12 protein-coding genes are annotated in these 13,442 nt (G+C 66.3%); 9 read left to right on the forward strand and 3 right to left on the reverse strand.

Going from position 1 to position 13,442, the window contains the following annotated elements:
- Positions 1-15: 15 nt before the first annotated feature.
- A complete protein-coding gene (locus QJR12_RS05830; RefSeq protein WP_300579791.1) occupies positions 16-1,086 on the reverse strand; it encodes an extradiol ring-cleavage dioxygenase in 1,071 nt (356 codons plus the stop codon).
- Between the two features lie 135 nt (positions 1,087-1,221).
- On the opposite strand from QJR12_RS05830, the gene QJR12_RS05835 reads away from it, so the two are divergent.
- The 7 genes from QJR12_RS05835 (at position 1,222) to QJR12_RS05865 (ending at position 8,532) form a co-directional block, all read left to right on the forward strand.
- Complete coding sequence (locus QJR12_RS05835) at positions 1,222-1,848, forward strand: MarR family transcriptional regulator (protein WP_300579793.1); 627 nt, start codon at positions 1,222-1,224, stop codon at positions 1,846-1,848.
- 250 nt (positions 1,849-2,098) lie between these two features.
- A complete protein-coding gene (locus QJR12_RS05840) occupies positions 2,099-3,565 on the forward strand; it encodes an aldehyde dehydrogenase (RefSeq protein WP_300579795.1) in 1,467 nt (488 codons plus the stop codon).
- A gap of 20 nt (positions 3,566-3,585) precedes the next feature.
- Entirely contained in the window at positions 3,586-4,686 is a 1,101-nt protein-coding gene (locus tag QJR12_RS05845) for an NAD(P)-dependent alcohol dehydrogenase (RefSeq protein WP_300579796.1), read from the forward strand.
- 42 nt (positions 4,687-4,728) lie between these two features.
- Positions 4,729-5,862, forward strand: coding sequence for a fatty acid desaturase (locus tag QJR12_RS05850; RefSeq protein WP_300579797.1), 1,134 nt, complete (start codon positions 4,729-4,731; stop codon positions 5,860-5,862).
- A gap of 104 nt (positions 5,863-5,966) precedes the next feature.
- Entirely contained in the window at positions 5,967-7,232 is a 1,266-nt protein-coding gene (locus QJR12_RS05855; RefSeq protein WP_300579799.1) for an aromatic ring-hydroxylating dioxygenase subunit alpha, read from the forward strand.
- Positions 7,229-7,750: an aromatic-ring-hydroxylating dioxygenase subunit beta gene (locus QJR12_RS05860; RefSeq protein WP_300579801.1), complete on the forward strand. Its 522-nt coding sequence runs from the start codon at positions 7,229-7,231 to the stop codon at positions 7,748-7,750. The genes QJR12_RS05855 and QJR12_RS05860 overlap by 4 nt, the downstream gene beginning before the upstream one ends.
- A complete protein-coding gene (locus tag QJR12_RS05865; RefSeq protein ID WP_300579802.1) occupies positions 7,747-8,532 on the forward strand; it encodes an SDR family oxidoreductase in 786 nt (261 codons plus the stop codon). The genes QJR12_RS05860 and QJR12_RS05865 overlap by 4 nt, the downstream gene beginning before the upstream one ends.
- On the opposite strand, the gene QJR12_RS05870 is transcribed toward QJR12_RS05865, so the two are convergent.
- Positions 8,507-10,837: a molybdopterin guanine dinucleotide-containing S/N-oxide reductase gene (locus QJR12_RS05870; protein ID WP_300579979.1), complete on the reverse strand. Its 2,331-nt coding sequence runs from the start codon at positions 10,835-10,837 to the stop codon at positions 8,507-8,509. The two genes, QJR12_RS05865 and QJR12_RS05870, sit on opposite strands and share 26 nt — an antisense overlap.
- A gap of 444 nt (positions 10,838-11,281) precedes the next feature.
- Between QJR12_RS05870 and QJR12_RS05875 the strand changes: the two genes are divergently transcribed.
- Positions 11,282-11,707: a heme-binding protein gene (locus QJR12_RS05875; RefSeq protein WP_300579804.1), complete on the forward strand. Its 426-nt coding sequence runs from the start codon at positions 11,282-11,284 to the stop codon at positions 11,705-11,707.
- Here QJR12_RS05875 and QJR12_RS05880 read toward each other — a convergent pair whose 3' ends face one another.
- Positions 11,708-12,481: an IclR family transcriptional regulator gene (locus QJR12_RS05880; RefSeq protein ID WP_300579806.1), complete on the reverse strand. Its 774-nt coding sequence runs from the start codon at positions 12,479-12,481 to the stop codon at positions 11,708-11,710. It abuts the gene before it with no gap.
- Positions 12,482-12,619: 138 nt separating this feature from the next.
- Between QJR12_RS05880 and QJR12_RS05885 the strand changes: the two genes are divergently transcribed.
- Complete coding sequence (locus QJR12_RS05885) at positions 12,620-13,441, forward strand: fumarylacetoacetate hydrolase family protein (RefSeq protein WP_300579808.1); 822 nt, start codon at positions 12,620-12,622, stop codon at positions 13,439-13,441.
- The last annotated feature ends 1 nt before the right edge of the window (position 13,442 follow it).

Here is a 13,442-nt window from a genome sequence, read left to right on the forward strand (position 1 = left end):
GGAGGCCTGCGGTTTTCATGGCCGATAGATCGCAAACACTTTGTTGGAGTTAAAGACATCGGTCTCGATGAACTCCGACCATGACGGTGCCGGCGAGCCCACCGCTTCCATTGCCCCCAGCAGCGCGAACCAGTTCAGCAGTTCCTGCTGGCCCGACGCCTCCAGGTCAGGAAGAGACACCGCCCGCCAGGCGTCGATGTCCCCGACGGTGAGCCGGTCATAGAGGTAGCGGTCGGCAGCCGTGTCCGGGCGTAGTCGCCAGGTCTTGTCACACAAAAAGGCGTGCGACCAGCTCGAGGACGCCACCAAAGCGATCCGCCACGGCGACTCCGCCATGATCTGCCCGACCGCGGCCCCGAGGGCCACCAGGCGTGCCGGATGCGGTGACGGCGGATCGAGTTCCCGAGTGTCGTCCAGGCGGCTGGCAAAACCCCGGTAGCTGATCACACGACGCCCATAGCAATTGACCGAAAACGGGATAACGGGGTAGTCGAAACCCGCGCGGTGATAATCCAGGTACAAGATGGCGTTGAGAAATGCGTGCGGCAGCCCGGGATGGTGCAGCGGCTCATACGCGTACGCCACGTCGACGCCGCGATCCAGCAGCGAGCTGACGAGATGTTTGGCGATGTCGCGGCGGCCCCGCACCTTGAACACCGTCGTGTCGGCGGGTTCGTTCCAGACGTTGGCGCGGCCGGCCATGTCCGATGAGTGGTCGGCCTGCGCCCAGGGCCGGACCTCCATATCGTCGTATGCCTGGACGGAATATGGCGGGATGATGTCTTCGCGGAAATTCTCGTATTGGTCATCGCCCCAGATCAGCACGACATCCGGGGCGAACTCGTCCAGGGCGGCACGGGCCCGCTCGAATCCGGTGACCAGGGCGGCGCGGTGCGCGGCCGCAGCCGAGCGCCCCTCGTCGGAACCCCATTCCCGGCGCATCAGCTCGGGCCAGTTCGCCGGGTCCTTCGCCGCCGGCGGGATGGCCGGATCGTTGAGGGTGGCTCGCAGCAGTCCGGCCATGTCCTCGTCGCGGCCACTGAGCGGTGGGTAATGCGACAACCCGATCCCTAGCACCTCGCCCACGGCCGTCCTCCTGCGGTTGTGTCCCCCAAAGTTCCTCAGGACTATTGATAGTACAGTGATATAAATATCAGGGTCAACAAGCTTTCCGTGTTAGACTCTGCGCACGATACGGTCTCACCCCGCGAGGGAGTGCAGTTGAGCACACAGCCAGCAGGTCAAAACCGCCGGGTCGCGGCCGGCCGGGCGGGCCTGTCGGTAGCCGAACAGGTTACCCGCAGCGCGCATGAGGCCGGTGATGATTTCGACCCGGAGTCGCTGACCGTGATGATGATGCTGTACCGCGCCGTGGCGGCGGCCGACCGAACGCACGCGGCGGAACTGGCTCCCTACAAACTCAGTCTGAGCCAGTTCCAGGCGCTGAGCGTGCTGCACCGGGTACAGGAGCCGGTCACGATGGGGGAGCTTGCCGAGTTGCTTTCCGTTCGGCGCGCCAACCTGACCGGTCTGATCGACACCCTCGCGCGGCGGTCTTTGGTCCGGCGGGTGCTCAATCCCCACGACCGGCGTTCGTTCCTGGTCGAGATCACCCCGGTCGCGGAAGCGTTTTTAGCGGGGTTCTTGCCTCACCACTGGCGCTACCTCAAGGTACTGACCAGCGGGTTGACCGGCGATGAGCTGCGCCAGCTGGCGGCGCTACTGGATCGCCTGCGGGTCTCCATCGAAACCGCCCCACCGTGCCCGCCGCCGGCGGCCCACCCGCCGGTCCCCGACGACGGCCAAGCCGGCGCGCTCGACGGTTTGGACATATCGACAACGGCCTAATCGCGTGACCGCTTAAGGCCGATTGCGGGCAACGGTCCTGCCCCCGGTCGCGGTGGTCTCGGCCGCCATCGCCGCTCTTCCGCTGGCGCAACCCGCCGCCCGACTTTAGTTATAGGTATTGACTATCACGGTTAAGAACCTCTAGTCTGTGCGTGATCTGGTTCACAACCGGTACCGGCGCGTGAACTGGCTCATCGCTGCACCGCTGCACCGGTGCGCTGGTTTATGAGGATCTGCATGAGGAGATGACATGTCGTTGGCGTACGACGCGCTGTTCATCGGTGGTGACTGGGTAAAGCCGCCCGGGGCGATGCCGATTACGGTGCTGTCGGCGAGCACCGAAGAGGTCCTGGGGCACGTGCCCGAGGCGACCCGGGCGGAGGTCGATGCGGCGGTTGGCGCTGCGCGGGCCGCGTTTGATGATCCGGCGGGCTGGTCGCGGTGGGAGCCGGCGCGGCGCGCGGAGGCGTTGGTGGGGTTGGCTGACGCGCTGGATAAGCGGTCGGAGGAGATCGCGCGTCGGGTGAGCGGCCAAAATGGCATGCCGATCGCGGTGTCGCAGCAATTGGAAGCCGTGTTCCCGGCGATGTTGCTGCGCTATTACGCGGCGATGGTTCGCGACCGCGATCCGGAGGAGAAGCGCCCCGGTTTGTTCGGCGGGACCACCCTGGTGCGACGCGAGCCGGTTGGGGTGGTGGGCGCAATTGTGCCGTGGAATTTCCCGCAAACGTTGGCGGCCTTCAAATACGCTCCGGCGTTGGCGGCGGGCTGCACCGTGGTGATTAAGCCTTCGCCGGAGACGGTGCTGGACAGTTACCTGCTGGCCGAGGCCGTGCAGGAGGCCGCGCTGCCGCCGGGCGTGGTCAACATCATCACCGGCGGGCGCGACATCGGCGCCTATCTGGTGTCCCATCCCGGGGTGGACAAGATCGCCTTCACCGGATCGACCGCCGCGGGCCGCCAGATCGCTGAGACTTGTGGGCGGATGCTGCGTCCGGTCACGTTGGAGCTGGGCGGCAAGTCCGCGGCGATCATCCTCGACGACGCCGATCTGGACTTGGCGGCCACGGCGAAAAACCTTTTCGGGGCGACACTGCTCAACAACGGCCAGACCTGCTACCTGTGCACCCGGGTTTTGGCGCCGCGCAGTCGCTACCGGCAGATCGTGGACCTCTTCACCGACTTCGTTGCGGGCCTCACGGTGGGCGATGCGCTCGATCCCGCGACCCAGATCGGCCCCATGGTCAGCGCCAAGCACCGGCAACGCGTGGAGGGTTACATCGCCAAAGGGCTCGATGAGGGCGCCAAGATCACCGTGGGCGGCGGACGCCCGCCGCAACTGGACAAGGGATGGTTCGTCGAGCCGACGGTGTTTGCCGACGTGGACAACACCTTCACGGTGGCCCGGGAAGAGATCTTCGGCCCGGTGTTGTCGGTGATCGCCTACAGCGATGTCGACGAGGCGGTGCGCATCGCCAACGACTCCGACTACGGGCTGGGCGGCACCATCTGGACGAGCGACCCCGAGCGGGCGGTCGAGGTGGCCCGTCGTGTTCAGACCGGCACGATCGGGATCAACAGCTATCTGCCCGACCCCACCGCGCCGTTCGGCGGGGTGAAGGCCAGCGGGTTGGGCCGCGAGCTGGGACCGGAAGGGCTGGCCGCCTACGAGCAGCAGAAGTCGGTCTATCTGCCGCCGGTGTCCTCAGCGAGCTGATCGCAAGACCGCAAAGGAGCATGGTGATTACGGGCAAGGCGGCGGTGCTCTGCGACAAGAGGGGGTCGTTTGGCGTTCAAGACGTCCAGATCGGTGATCCGCGTCCGGATGAGGTGCTGGTGCGCACCGTGGCCAGCGGGATTTGTCACACCGATTTAAGTGTTCGCGACCAGGTGCTTCCCCCGGGCCCGCCGGTCATTTTAGGGCATGAAGGGGCCGGGGTTGTGGAGGCGGTTGGCTCCGAGGTGCGTTCGCTAGCGGTGGGTGACCATGTGGTGCTGGCCCCGTTGTGGTGCGGTGTGTGCCGCAATTGTCTGGTTGGTCATCCGATGAATTGTGATTCTTTTATGGCGCTGAACTTCGGTGGGCGCCGCGCCGATGGTTCCACGGCGTATCGGGACCGTGACGGCGGTGCGCTCAATGGGCACTTTTTCGGCCAGTCCTCGTTTAGCAGTCACATGGTGGTGGCCGAACGCAGCACGGTCAAGGTCTCTGAGCAAGCACCACTGGAGTTGCTGGGGCCGTTGGGTTGTGGGCTGCAAACCGGTGCGGGTGCGGTGCTTAATGCGCTGGCGCCGCCGGTGGGGGCCAGCATCGTGGTGTTCGGGGCGGGGGCGGTCGGGTTAGCGGCCGTCATGGGTGCGGTGATCGCCGGGTGTGACCCGATCATCGCGGTTGACCTCAACACTTCGCGACTAGACATGGCCGTGGAATTGGGGGCCACCCACGCCGTGAAGGCCTCCGATGAGGCCCTGGCCCGGATTCGGGATATCACCGGCGGGGGAGCGGATTTCGCGTTGGATGCCGTCGGGTTGCCGGCGACTTTGCGTCAGGCCGTCGATGCGCTCAACGTCGGTGGCACCGCCGGGCTGGTCGGCGCCAACGCCATCGGCAGTGAGGTGTCATTGGATCTGGTGAATCTGTTGTTCGGGCGCACGGTCAAAGGGATCGTGGAGGGCGACAGCGTGCCCAGCCTGTTTATTCCCCATCTGGTCGATTTGCACCTGCGCGGCCGATTCCCGCTCGACAAAATCATTCAACGCTACCCGTTTACCGACATCAACACCGCCATCGCGGACGCCGAAGCTAGCCGCACCATCAAACCGGTGTTGATCTACTAACCATCACCCGTGCGGATTCCGCTACAAGAAAGGAGTAGCAAGGTGGATGCGCTGCGATATTACCTGGTCAGCCTGGTCTCCGGGGTGGCCCTGGCTGGACTGTGGCTGGGAGGTGGCTGGGTGTGGGCCGGCATCGCAACCTTCCCGATCCTGATGTTCTTAGACATCGTGTTGCCCGCCGACCACAAGGTCCGCAACATCCGGGTACCGTGGCTGGCCGAGGTGCCGCTGTATTTGCATCTGCCCCTCCTGGCGGCGTTGTGGGCACTGTTCGCGCTGCGACTGGGTGCCTGGACGGGCCACACCACGGTGGCGTTGCCGGGCGGCACGGTCGGCGCGGCCGGGGTCGTCGGCATGGTGTTGTCGGTGGGATGGATCGGCGCGGTTCCCAACCTGCCGATCGCCCACGAGCTGATGCACCGGCGAGCGTTGTTTCCGCGGGCCGTGGCTAAGGTCTACAGCACCGTCTACCTGGATCCCAACCGCGACGTGGGGCACAAGCTCACCCACCACCTCGACTTGTGCACCGAGAAAGACAGTGATACTCCCAGACGCGGGCAGAGCATCTACGCGTTCATGTGGCAGGCGTCCTACGGGGCGTGGAAGGACGGCGTCGTCACCTCGGTGACCTCCCTGCGCAAGCGCGACTTGTCGGTCTTTCATCCGAAGAACGCGGTGTACCTGGAACTCGGGCTGTTGGCGCTGCTGTTTGCGGCGGTGTATGCCGTCGCCGGGCCGGCGGGACTGGTGCCCGCCGCCGCCGCGATGGTCTTTTCCAAGTTGCTGGTGGAGGGCTTTAACTATCTGCAGCACTATGGCCTGGTCCGGGTGCCGGGCTCGCCGATCCAGTTGCAGCACGCCTGGAACCACCTCGGGGCGATCATCCGTCCGCTGGGTGTGGAGATCACCACCCACATCGAGCACCACCTCGACAGCCGGTATAAATACCACGAGCTGAAACCCCGCCCGGAGGCGCCACAAATGCCCAGTGCGTTTCTGTGCTTCGTGTGCGCCCTCATCCCGCCGCTGTGGGAACGCCTGATCGCCCAGCCGCGGTTACGGCACTGGGATGAGCATTTTGCCTCCCCGGCCGAAAAGGAGCTGGCGATGGCGGCGAACCGCAAGGCCGGCTGGCCCCAGTGGCAGGCCACGTCGAAGGCGTCGCAGCGGGCGTAGCGGTCCGCGCTGAGCGGCCGGCCGGCTTGCCCGGAGGGCCGGCCGGTTGCCCGGCGTCAAGGGGTGCCGCGTAGTCTTCGGAGTTCGGGAAAGAGTGGCGGATCATGAGTACGGCTGCAACGCAGCTCATTGTCGACGACCCGGACAATGGCGTGTTTCGCGTGCATCGCTCGGCGCTGACCTCACCGCAGATTTTCGAAGCGGAACGCGACCTGGTCTTCGACCGCTGCTGGTTATATCTGGGGCACGAGTCGGAGGTCGCCGCTCCGGGTGATTTCGTGAGACGCGCGGTAGCGGGGCGGCCGCTGATCTTCGTGCGCAGCGCTAAAACCGGGCAGATCCGGGCTTTTCACAACACCTGCCCGCATCGGGGCGCACTGGTGTGTCGCACCGATTCGGGCAACGGCAAGGTGTTTCAATGTTTCTACCACGCGTGGTCGTTCAACACCGACGGTGAACTGATCGGTGTGCCCGACCGCCAAGGCTACGGTCCGGCGTTCCGCGCCGAGGAGATGGGCCTGCAGCCCGTGGCCGGGCTGGAGTCCTATCGCGGCTTCGTGTTCGTCACCTTCAATACCAGCGCCGAGAGCCTCGTCGACTATCTGGCGGGGGCCCGCGACTACCTCGATTTGATCGTCGACGAATCGGAGTCGGGGTGGGAGATTCTCAAAGGATCCAACCAGTACTCCATCAACGCCAACTGGAAGCTTCTGGTGGAGAACAGTATTGACGGCTACCACGCGGTGCCCACCCACGATACTTATATGAAGTACCTGAGCTCCATGAATATTCGGGTGGCCGGCGGGCTCTCCGGGCGGGGCCGGGCATTGGGTCACGGGCATGCCGTGATGGAATACAAGGCACCATGGGGCCGGCCGATCGCAAAATGGGAGAAGCAATTCGGTGAGCAGTCCCGCCCCGAAATCGAGAGACTCCGGGACCGGCTCGTCGAAGTGTACGGTGCTGAACGCGCAGAAAGGATGGCAGAAAACAACCGGAACTTGTTCATCTACCCGAACCTCATCGTCAACGACATCCAGGCGGTCACCGTGCGCACTTTCATGCCCACCGCCGCGGATCACATGGAGGTCAGCGCCTGGCACCTTGCCCCGAAAACGGAAATACCGCAAGCACGGGCGCTGCGGCTGGAAAGTTTTCTGAGCTTTCTCGGCCCGGGGGGCCTGGCCACGCCCGACGACATCGAGGCCCTCGAGTCCTGCCAGGACGGGTTTCGCAGCGGCGGGGTCGAGTGGAACGATATTTCCCGTGGGATGACGCGTGAACCCCAGGCCACCGACGAGGAGCAGATGCGGGCGTTCTGGCGGCAGTGGCGCAAACAGCTCAGCCCGCAGCGGGAGGTGGTGGTATGACACTCGAACAAGAGGCCGCGGAGCTTGATGCCGACGCTGCCCCGGTGCAGCGCGGTGACGTTGAAGATCTGCTCTACCTTGAGGCGCAGTTGCTCGACGAGTGGCGCCTGGACGAATGGGCAGCGCTTTACACCGAGGACGCCCACTACGTCATCCCAGCCAACGACCTGCCCGATCCGGACCCGGATCGTGACCTGGTGCTAGTCAACGACAACAAGTTCCGGCTATTGGCCCGGGTGGAACGGCTCAAGAGCCGCAAAGCACACCGCGAATACCCCCATGCGATCACCCGCCACCAGGTCAGCAATGTGCGCATCCTCGATCAATCGGGCGGGGAGATCGTCGCCACCGCGTATTTCACGGTATGGCGCTTTCGCAACGGCCGCGACGACCACTACGTCGGGCGCTACGACTATCGGCTGCGCCGCACCGACGGGATCCTGCGGATCTGCTACAAGCGGGCGGTCATGGACATGACGGTGCTGCGGCCCGCCGGCGCCGTGAGCATCATTCTGTGAACGCCGGCCGCCTTGCCGGGCGGCGCGCCGTGATCACCGGCGGCGCGACCGGGATCGGATTCGGGGTGGCCTGTCGGTTCCTTGCCGAGGGGGCCGCGGTGTTGCTCGCCGGCCCCGACGACGCGGCGATGGCCGCTGCGCTGCCCCGCCTGTCAGCTATTGATTCCCAGCAGGTGGTGGCCGGGCATGTCGATGACCTGAGCCGCCCTGGGGCGGGAGAGCGACTGGTGGACGCTGCCCTAAAAGAGCTGGGCGGCATCGACATTCTCGTCAACAACGCCGGCGGTGGGGTGATCACCGCAACCCGTCACCACACCGATGAGACGATCCGGCGCACCATTGACAACAATCTGTGGACCACGCTCAACTGCACGCTGGCCGTGCTTCCTCACATGGTTTCGGCCCGCTACGGGCGGGTGGTCAATATCGGCGCCGAATCGGTGCGCAACGGCCTGAACGGACACGCGATTTACAACGCCGCCAAGGGCGGTGTCCATGCGTTTGCGGTGGGTTTGGCCCGCGAATACGCCACCAGCGGCATCACTTTCAACACGGTGGCCCCGTCTTACACCCTCACCCCGGAAATCGGAGCGGCCCTGGCCGACGGGACGATCCCTGAGGAATTCCGGTCGATCACCGACATCGCGGTCAACCTTATCCCGATGCGACGTCCGGCAACGGTCGAGGAAGTCGCAGCCGCAGTGCTTTTCCTGGCGTCCGAGGAGGCCAGCTTCATCACCGGGCAAGTGCTCAGTGTCAACGGCGGAAGCAGCATGGGCTGAGCGGGTTCACGGCGGGCGGTTCGTGCGCGCGCAGCGGGGGCAGTTCGCCGGTGAACTTCTCGATTTGGACCAGGACGTGCTGGCCGGTGCAGCCGTGTGCCAAGGCCGAGGTTCCGCAGTCGTTGGTCAGCACGTTGGGATTGCCGTGCACGCACATCGAATCCGGGTCCGCCGGGTCGGCGGGATCAAACCACGCTCCGGTGGCCAGCTGCACCACCTGCGGCCGCAGATTCTCGTCGATCACGACACCCGCCAGGCAGGCACCCCGGTCGTTGAACACCCGCACGATGTCGCCATCGCTGAGCCCGCGGGCGTCAGCGTCGACGGGATGTATCCGGATCGGCTCTCGCCCATGGATTTTCGAGGCCATGCTGGCGCCCCCGTGATCGAGCTGGCTGTGCAGCCGGGTGCCCGGCTGGTTGGCGATCAGATGCAGCGGAAACAACCGGGCCCGTGGACCGCCCAGCCACTCGGTGGGCTCATACCACTTGGCATGGCCCGCACAATCCGGCAGGGCGAAGCCGTCGATCGTCGTCGAGAAAATCTCGATGCGCCCGCTGGGGGTGCCCAACGGATAGGCGTCGGGATCGGAGCGGAAATCGGCCAGCATCGTCACACCCGTTCTGGTGGGCAGCTGCAGCTGGCCGACGCGCCAGAATTCAGCAAATGATGGCACCGGGAAGTGCTGTTCGGCCGACCATTTGGTGTAGAGGTGTTCCAGCCACTCGTGGGCGCTGCGGCCCTCGGTGAATTGCTCACCGAACCCCAGCCGGTGGGCAAGCCCCGCGAAGGTGTCGTAGTCGTCGCGGGCGTTCGCATACCGCGGCACCAGCGCCTTCATCGCGACCAACCCGGGATCCGTGCTGCTGCCCGTGAAATCGTCACGCTCGAAGCTGGTGGTGGTGGGCACCACGATGTCGGCGTGTTTGGCCATCGCGGTCCAAAATTGCTCGTGCACCACGATGGTGTCGACACGGGACAGCGCCCGGCGCAGCCGGGGCAGGTTCTGGTGATGGTGGAAGGGGTTTCCCCCGGCCCAGTAGACGCACTTGATGTCGGGCAAATCCAGCAGCGTGCCGTTGTAGGCCAGCTGCCCCCCGGGCCGCTCCAGCAGTTCGGTGATCGCCGCCACCGGGATGAACTTGCGCACCGGGTTGGTTCCCTGCGGCAATGCCGGCAGCCGGCAGGCCAGCGGCGGGTTGCCGATGCCATTGCAGCCATAGCCATGCCCATATCCACCCCCGGGAAGCCCGATCTGGCCCAGCATCGCCGCCAGCGTGGCGCCCATCCACACGCTTTGCTCACCATGTTCGATGCGCTGCAGCGACAGGCTGGTGGTGATCAGCGTTCTTCCATCGGCCATCCGGTGGGCCAAATCCCGCAGCTCGCCGGCGTCAAGTCCGGACAGCCCGGCGGCCCACCGGGGTGTCTTGGGCACCCCGTCGTCAGCGCCGAGCAGATAACGCTCGAAGCGCTCATATCCGGTGCAGTAGGTGTCGAGGAAGGCCCGGTCGGCCAGTGACTCGGTGGCCAGCACGTAGGCCAGCGCCAGCATGATCGCCACATCGGTGCCCGGAACCGGGGCAAGCCAGCGGCACCGGTCGCCCAGCGGGCCGGCGATCGCGGTGATGTCGTCGCGCAGCGGGCTGACCGATACCAGCCGGCCGCCGCGGGAGCGGTACCGGGTGAGGTAGTCGCGGTCGAGATGACGGGTGGCGCCGCCGGGCGTCACCGCGGTGTTCTTGAGTGGCAAGCCGCCGAACGCCACCAACAGGTCGGTGTGCTCGACGATGACGTCCCAGGTGGTGATGCCGGCCAGGGATTCGAAGAGCTCGGCGCCGAAGATATACGGAAAGATCACCTCGGAGGCGCCGGTGCTGTAGGTATGCCGGGATGCGGTGTATCCGCCCAGCAGATTGAGGAAGCGGTGGATCTGGCTTTGCGCGTGGTGAAACCTGCCGGCGCTGGCCCAGCCGTAGGAGCCGCCGTAAATCGCCTCGTTGCCGTGGCGCTCGACCACGCGGCGCAGTTCGGCGGCCAGTAAGTCGAGCAGCTCGTCCCAGCTGACCTCGACGAACTCGTCGGCGCCGCGCGCCGGACTGGGTCCCGGACCGTTCAGCAGCCACCCGCGCCGCACCGCGGGGTTGGCGATGCGGCAGCGATGCCGCACGGCACCGGGAAGATTCCGCAACTGCGGGGCCGGGTTGGGGTCACCGCTCAGCGGAGTCACGGCCACGATGTCGCCATCGCGCACCCGTGCGGTGAACGCGCCCCAGTGGGTGGCCGACGTCAACTGCGGCGTCATCAATTCCGGCGTCATCAATTTCCGCGTCATTTCCCGCGTCGTTTCGCCGGGTTGACCGCACCAGGGGCCGGGCATGCCGGTGCCCGAACACCGGCCACCCGCGTCCCGGGCATCCCCGTGGGCTGAATCGGCTGCGCCCGTGCGACCGCTTCGGAACGGGGGCGACGCCGTTGCCCCCGATCGGTGCTCACGGCAACGCAATCCGATACGCTCATCGCGCCTACGTTACGCCAAAAGACCCACAAGACCCCACAAGACGTGGTGAGACCGGCGCTTCGCCACCTGCTTAGCCACCTGAGGCGGCCAACTCGCGGCGATGGATGAGGTTCGCATTTAGGGTGTTCCGTGGTGAGGAACGTCTCCGGTTGCCGCGCAGGCGCTCTGGCGACGATGGTGGCGTGGACCGGACCGATTCCACGAGGGTGAAGGGAGCACATTCGCGCGATGGCTGAAGATGTCACGTCGTGGTCCTCGCTGACCATGGCAGGTGCGCGGCGGGTGATCGACGCCGCGGTCGCACACGCCGAACGCATCGGTGTGCCGGTGTGCGCGGCGGTGACCGATCGGGCCGGGAACCTGCTGGCCTACCTGAGGATGGATGGCGCTCCGCTGCTCTCCGAGCAACTCGCCCGCAATAAGGCCTACACGGTGACGGCCTTCAATGGACGGCCGACCCATCAGTGGTGGGACGCGATCGCCGACGACCCGGCGCTGCGCAACGGCATCGTGCACGCCGAGCGGTTGGTGATCTTCGGCGGCGGGGTGCCCATCCGGGTGGCCGGGGAACTCGTGGGCGCGATCGGGGTGTCCGGTGGTTCCGCCGAACAGGATCGCGAAATCGCCGACACCGGTGCGGGCGCTGTGGCCTGACTATGGGCCCGAGGACGCAAGGTCGCGGGAGAGGGTGAGCGCGGCGGTGCGAACGGCGGGCCCGAGTCGCCTAACATTCAGGCGCCCCGCCCATCCGGAGACGGACAACGCCCCCGCGACATCACCGGTGGCGGTGGTGATCGGGCTGGCGGCGCACACCAGCCCGGCCTGGGATTCCTCATAGTCGTAGGCGATGCCGTGCGCGCGGGTGAACTTGAGAGTGCGTCGCAGCAGGTCGGGGTTGGTGATGGTGCGCTCCGCCAGGCGTCGCAGCCCGGCGCGCAGCACCGCCTCGGTGACATCGGGATCTGAGAACGCGAGGATGGCCTTGCCGACGGCGGTCGCGTGCGCGGGAAGCCGTCCACCCACCCGTGACGGCAGTGGTGGAGCGTCGTGGTGGCGAAGAATCTCCACGTAGACCACCTCGGTGCCGTCGAGGACCGCGAGGTGCACGGTTTGCCTGGTCGCGGCGCGCAGGTCGGCCATGTAGGGCAGCGCGGCCTCCCGGAGATCGAGCTGGCGGGGAACCAATTCCCCCAGTTCGAACAGCCGCAACCCGAGGACCAGCCCCTCGCTGCGGCGCTCCAGCAGGCCATGCCGGGTCAACTCAGCGGTCAGCCGGTGCACGGTGGATTTGGCCAGCCCGGTGCGCCGGGCCAGCTCGGATATTCCCAGCGGTCGTCGGTCGCGGTCGAAGGCCGAGAGGATGGCCGTCGCGCGGGCCAGCACCGACGGAGCGGAATCGTCTCCTTCGTGCCGCCCAGTGGAACGCATGACTTGCATTGTGCCGCGCCGAAGACGAGTGTCAAGTGATCGCGGGCGTTCCGCGCTCGCGAACGCGTAGCCGGCACGAAGGTCGACGGCGATAGCGTTTGGGCCAGCGATGTGGGCCAGGAAGACAGGCGGTAGACGATGACACCGAGCGACGACGCTAACCGCCGGGCGCGGGCCGAGGCGGTCGAGCTGTTACTGGCCGCCTACCGCAGCGGCGAGCCGATCGACCCGCTGACCGACCGCTTCCCCGGGCTGACCGTCGACGACGCCTACGCGATTCAGGTGGGTCAGGTGCAGCGGTGGACGGCCGACGGCGCCGTCATCAAAGGGCACAAGGTGGGCTTGAGCTCGGCGGCCATGCAGCGTCAGCTGGGGGTCGACCAGCCCGACTTCGGCCATCTCACCGACGCCATGTTTTTCCTCGAGTCGCAGCCCATCGATTCTTCGGTGTTTCTGGCGCCGAAGGTGGAGCCCGAGCTTGCGTTCGTTTTGGGCAGGTCGCTGGCCGGACCGGGGGTGACGGTGGCCGAGGCGATGGCCGCGGTGGCATTCGTGACCCCGGCGCTGGAGATCATCGACTCCCGGATCCGCGATTGGAAGATCAAGCTGGTGGACACCATCGCCGACAACGCGTCCTCGGGCGGTGTGGTGCTGGGCAGCAGCGCCGTCCCGTTGTCGCAGGTCGATGTCCGGTTGACCGGCGGGGTGATCTACCGCAACGGGGAGCTGGTGGGATCCGGGGCCGGCGGCGCGGTGCTGGGGTCCCCGCTGAACGCGCTGGTGTGGCTGGCCAACATCCTCGGGGCGCGCGGCGTGGTGTTGGAAGCCGGTCATGTGGTGCTGCCGGGCTCGATCACGGCGGCGGTGCCGGTGGCCGCGGGGGACGTGGTGACGACGGCTTTCGCCGGACTGGGCTCGGTGACGGCGCGGTTTTCCAAGAAGGGCGGTGGACTGCAGTGAC

Origin of the sequence: Mycobacterium sp. (genome assembly GCF_029961025.1) — a bacterium.
In the GTDB taxonomy this organism is placed as follows: Bacteria; Actinomycetota; Actinomycetes; order Mycobacteriales; family Mycobacteriaceae; genus Mycobacterium.